Origin of the sequence: Bradyrhizobium sp. (assembly GCF_049512235.1) — a bacterium.
Classification (GTDB): Bacteria; Pseudomonadota; Alphaproteobacteria; order Rhizobiales; family Xanthobacteraceae; genus Bradyrhizobium.
The window spans coordinates 1-4,643 of record NZ_JBEKXH010000498.1 but is presented as its reverse complement, the minus strand read 5'-3'; the positions used below and the strand labels follow the sequence as shown (position 1 = coordinate 4,643).

Here is a 4,643-nt window from a genome sequence, read left to right as displayed (position 1 = left end):
ACGCGCGCGGAATCTACCATACGTGCACTCCCGCTCGGTCGCCGCCAGCTGGCGCGCTTGAACGGTGAGCACCAAGGTCGCCGGTGGCGTCGAGGATCACCATGGCGGACGGATCGGCAGGACGGGGCTGGCGCCGCGGTGGCGGCTGGGCCACCTGCGGCGCCGGAACGGCAGGGTTGCCGGGCATGGTGCTACTCTGCGGCGTCCTGAGCCGCAACGCGTCCTGCGGTTTGCTTCGCTGGTTCCGGGTCGATGGGTTCCTTGCCTTCGAGATGGCCGCCGAAACCGAAGCGCATGGCCGAGAGCATCTTTTCGCCAAAAGTGTGCTCCTGCCGCGAGCGGAAACGGGCATAGAGCGCGCTCGTGAGCACGTCCGCCGGGACTGCCTCCTCGATTGCGGCCTGCACCGTCCAACGGCCCTCGCCGGAATCCTGCACAAAGCCGGAATAGGTCTTCAGCTGCGGGTCCTTCGCCAGCGCGGCAGCACCGAGGTCGAGCAACCATGACGAGATCACGCTACCGCGCCGCCAAACCTCGGCGATATCAGGCATATTCAGCACGAAGCGTTCGTCCTGGGGCAAATCCTTCGAGTCCTTGTGACGCAGGATGTCGAAGCCCTCGGCATAGGCCTGCATCATTCCGTACTCGATGCCGTTGTGCACCATCTTGACGAAGTGCCCGGCGCCGGAAGGGCCGGCATGAATGTAGCCGCGCTCGGGGCGGGAATCGCCGCTCGCCCGATCCGGCGTGCGCGCAATCACGCCGGTGCCGGGCGCCAGCGCCGAAAAGATCGGATCGAGACGATCGACAGCCTGCTTCGGGCCGCCGATCATCATGCAATAGCCGCGTTCGATACCCCAGACGCCGCCGGACGTGCCGCAATCGACGTAGTGGATGCCCTTCAGCGCGAGTTTCTTGGCGTTGCGAATGTCGTCCTTGTAGAAGGAATTGCCGCCGTCGATGACGATATCGTCGCGCTCCAGTATCCCACTGAGTTGCTCTACCATCTCTTCGGTGACCTTTCCCGCGGGCAGCATCAGCCAGATGGCGCGCGGCTTGTCCGAAAGCTTGCTTACCAGATCGGCAATCGAGGTCGCCGCCGTGGCACCGTCCTTTGCCAGCGCCTCGCGCGTCTTGGCGGTGCGCGCGTATACCACGCAGTGATGTCCCGCCTTCATCAGGCGACGAGACATGTTGCCGCCCATTTTACCGATTCCGATCATGCCGATCTGCATCTGCTTCACTCCTTGTAAAAGTCCCTGTATGTCGCGCGACTGCGGCATCGACCGCTCAAGCCTAGCTCCGGTAGCCCAGCGTCGACGCGGCTAACACGCTGACCACTTCAAATCTGTCAAGAGCACGAGAGCGCAATCGCACACTCGGCGCATTCGCCAGCTAAGACGATTAACCGCAACAAGTCTGCGACTGTAGACTCGGAAACTACTCAGAGCCAGCCGGTCCGGGATCCTGGCTACGTCATAACCCCGTTAGCTCGTTGGTCTGCCAATGAGGAACCGGATGCCTTGCGGCAGGTTGAGATGGCTTTGCTTAAGCAGATACTAACTACGAGCGGCTCGCGCGAACCGGATTGTAGGCTGGTGCGACGGGTCAGCGAACACAGGGATCGCGGTCGCTTTTTGGCTGATCTCGTTCTGAAGGACCGGCATGTCCTGGCGGCAGCCACGCCGCTCATCGTCCCGGGCGATGCCGGCGTCCAGGCTGAGTAGTTTCCGAGTCTGCCTTCCCTAGTCCGATCCCGGCTAACGTCCCATCGCAAGTTTCCGAACACGGTCCTGCGCCGATAATCGCCTGGGCTCAGCCGCTTGGCCAGAAGGAGTACAAAATGGGAACAACTGACTCAGTCATCGCCGTCTTTGCTGACCATCCTGCAGCGGAAGCCGCCGTGAAAAAACTGACCGCGACCGGCTTCGCGATGAAGAACCTCAGTTTGGTCGGCAAGGGATATCATACCGACGAAAAAGTCGTCGGCTTTTACAACACCGGCGATCGGGTCAAGTTTTGGGGCACGCGGGGTGCGTTCTGGGGCGGCTTTTGGGGATTGTTCTTTGGCGGCCTGTTCATGGCCATTCCCTTCGTCGGGCACGTCGTCGTGCTGGGATATCTCGCTACCGTTGCGGTCGCTGGCATTGAGAACGCGGTCATCGTTGGCGGGCTCAGCGCGCTTGGTGCCGCTCTGTATAGCATCGGCGTCCCAAAGGACAGCGTGATCCGATATGAGACCGCCGTGAAGGCTGATGGGTTTCTGGTGATGGCGCACGGTTCGGCGGAAGAAATGGCCCGCGCAAAGACAATCCTCGGTGAGGCGAAGCCGTCGCAGCTTGACGTGGTCGCAGGCGTTAAGGTGCCAGAGCATGCAAACAGTTGATTCGCAGTCTGCCTGACGCCAGAAACCTGGAGACGTCACCATGAAAACTCTGATCGCCTCGGAGATGGTTGGATCGCTCCTACCGATGGCGGTAGTCCCTGCCGGTCAGACCGCTCGATCGGTTGACTCCAGCGCCCCACGCCGGAGAAGTATTGACGTCCGAATTCGATATCCTCTGCCTCTGTCGGCTTGCGACGCGACGCAGGTATCGCGGCGGACAGCCGGCACCATCCAGCGTATCAACGTCAGCAGCAACTCGTGGGGCTCACGCATGGCAACATAGAAGGCATCCGGGAAATGGAAACCAACGTCGCGCAACTCGATGCTCCGGGATCCAGGCAAAATGCCAAGCTCGATTCGGAAGACGATCTGAAGTCTTTACCTCTCGCGGAGGTGGAAAAAAAGCTGCAATCGTCGCCGGATGGTCTCACCCAAACCGAGGCCCAGAAGCGACTGGCTCAATATGGGCCGAACGAGATCGACGAAACGAAAAGCAATCCGTTCCTGAAGTTTCTGACCTATTTCTGGGGGCCCATCCCATGGATGATCGAAGCGGCGGTGATCCTTTCAGCGGCAGCCCGGCATTGGCCGGATTTTGGAATCATTCTCGTTCTGCTTCTCGCCAACGCGATGGTCGGATTTTGGGAGGAACACCAGGCGGGAAACGCCATCGCTGCCCTGAAGGCCAAGCTGGCCATCACGGCGCGGGTGAAACGTGACGGGAAGTGGGCTACCCAACCGGCACGAGAACTGGTGCCCGGAGATGCCATCCGCTTGCGCCTCGGCGACATCGTCCCGGCCGATGCGCGCCTGCTGGACGGCGATGAACTGTCCGTCGACCAGTCGGCGCTGACCGGCGAGTCCCTACCCGCCACGCGCATATCCGGCGACGCTGTATTCTCCGGTTCGATCGTTCGTCGCGGCGAGATCGGTGCGCTGGTCTATGCGACGGGCGAAAACACCTATTTTGGCAAGACTGCGGAGCTGGTGGAGACGGCGGTTAGCGTCAGTCATTTCCAGCAGGCAGTGCTGAAGATCGGCAACTACCTGATCATGCTGGCGGTAGCCATGGTTGCGCTGATCATCGCCGTGGGGATCTACCGCGGCGATCCTATTCTCACGACGCTTCAGTTTGCCCTGGTGCTGACCGTGGCGGCGATCCCGGTGGCGATGCCCACAGTTCTATCGGTGACGATGGCCGTGGGAGCCCGCGTGCTTGCGAAGAAGCAAGCGATCGTGAGTAAGCTCGTCGCGATTGAGGAATTGGCCGGCGTCGATGTGCTGTGCGCAGACAAAACCGGGACCCTGACGCAAAACAAACTGACCTTGGGTGATCCGTTCTGCCTGGATAAGATCACCGCCGAAGAGCTGATCCTAGCCGGCGCACTCGCCTCACGATCAGACAACGACGACACCATCGATCTAGCCGTCCTGGGCGGCCTGAAGGACAAGCAGGGCCTGAAGTCCTATCAGGTCACGCATTTCGTGCCGTTCGATCCCGTGCACAAGCGCACCGAAGCCACCGTCAAGGCTGCGGATGGAAGTATATTCAAGGTGACGAAGGGCGCGCCTCAGGTCATCCTGGAACTGTCCGCCAATCCCGCAACGATGAAGTCCGCGGTCGAAAAGGCCGTCACCGAATTCGCCGCCCGCGGCTTTCGTGCGCTGGGCGTGGCCCGCGCGGATGGCGACGGCAAATGGCAGCTACTCGGCATGTTGCCGCTGTTCGATCCCCCGCGCGAGGATGCAAAATCCACTGTGGCGACCGCCGCCCAGATGGGCGTGAAGATCAAGATGGTGACAGGCGATGCCCTGGCAATCGCCCGGGAAACCGCCAAAACGCTGGGAATGGGTACGAACATTCTCGATGGCGCCAGCCTCAGTGACTCCAAGACCGAGGAGACTGCCGCGGCGGCTAGGTCCATCGAAAAGGCTGACGGTTTCGCCCAGGTGTTTCCAGAGCACAAATTCCACATCGTCGATGTGCTGCAGACGCACGATCATATCGTCGGCATGACGGGTGACGGGGTGAACGACGCGCCCGCACTCAAGAAGGCCGACTGTGGCTTCGCCGTCTCCGGCGCGACAGATGCGGCGCGTGCAGCGGCCTCGATCGTGCTGGTGGCGCCGGGACTCTCGGTAATTATCGATGCGATCAAGGAGAGCCGGAAGATATTCCAGCGGATGAACAGCTACGCGATGTACCGCATCGCCGAGACATTGCGCGTACTGTTGTTCATGACGCTGGCGATTGTCG

The 4,643-nt window shown here is 61.2% G+C and carries 3 protein-coding genes; 2 read left to right on the top strand and 1 reads right to left on the bottom strand.

Translation table 11 applies throughout. The annotated features are described in order from the left end of the window. Positions 1 to 191: 191 nt before the first annotated feature. A complete protein-coding gene (gene gnd / locus ABSG20_RS30340; protein WP_423868145.1) occupies positions 192 to 1,235 on the bottom strand; it encodes a phosphogluconate dehydrogenase (NAD(+)-dependent, decarboxylating) in 1,044 nt (347 codons plus the stop codon). 608 nt (positions 1,236 to 1,843) lie between these two features. Here gnd and ABSG20_RS30335 point away from each other — a divergent pair. Together ABSG20_RS30335 and ABSG20_RS30330 are read left to right on the top strand one after the other, a co-directional pair. Then, the gene (locus ABSG20_RS30335) at positions 1,844 to 2,386 is read left to right on the top strand and encodes a general stress protein (protein WP_423868144.1); all 543 of its coding nucleotides are present in this window, start codon (positions 1,844 to 1,846) and stop codon (positions 2,384 to 2,386) included. A gap of 297 nt (positions 2,387 to 2,683) precedes the next feature. Beyond that, positions 2,684 to 4,643: plasma-membrane proton-efflux P-type ATPase (locus ABSG20_RS30330; protein ID WP_423868143.1), on the top strand; the 1,960-nt coding region annotated here is incomplete at its 3' end.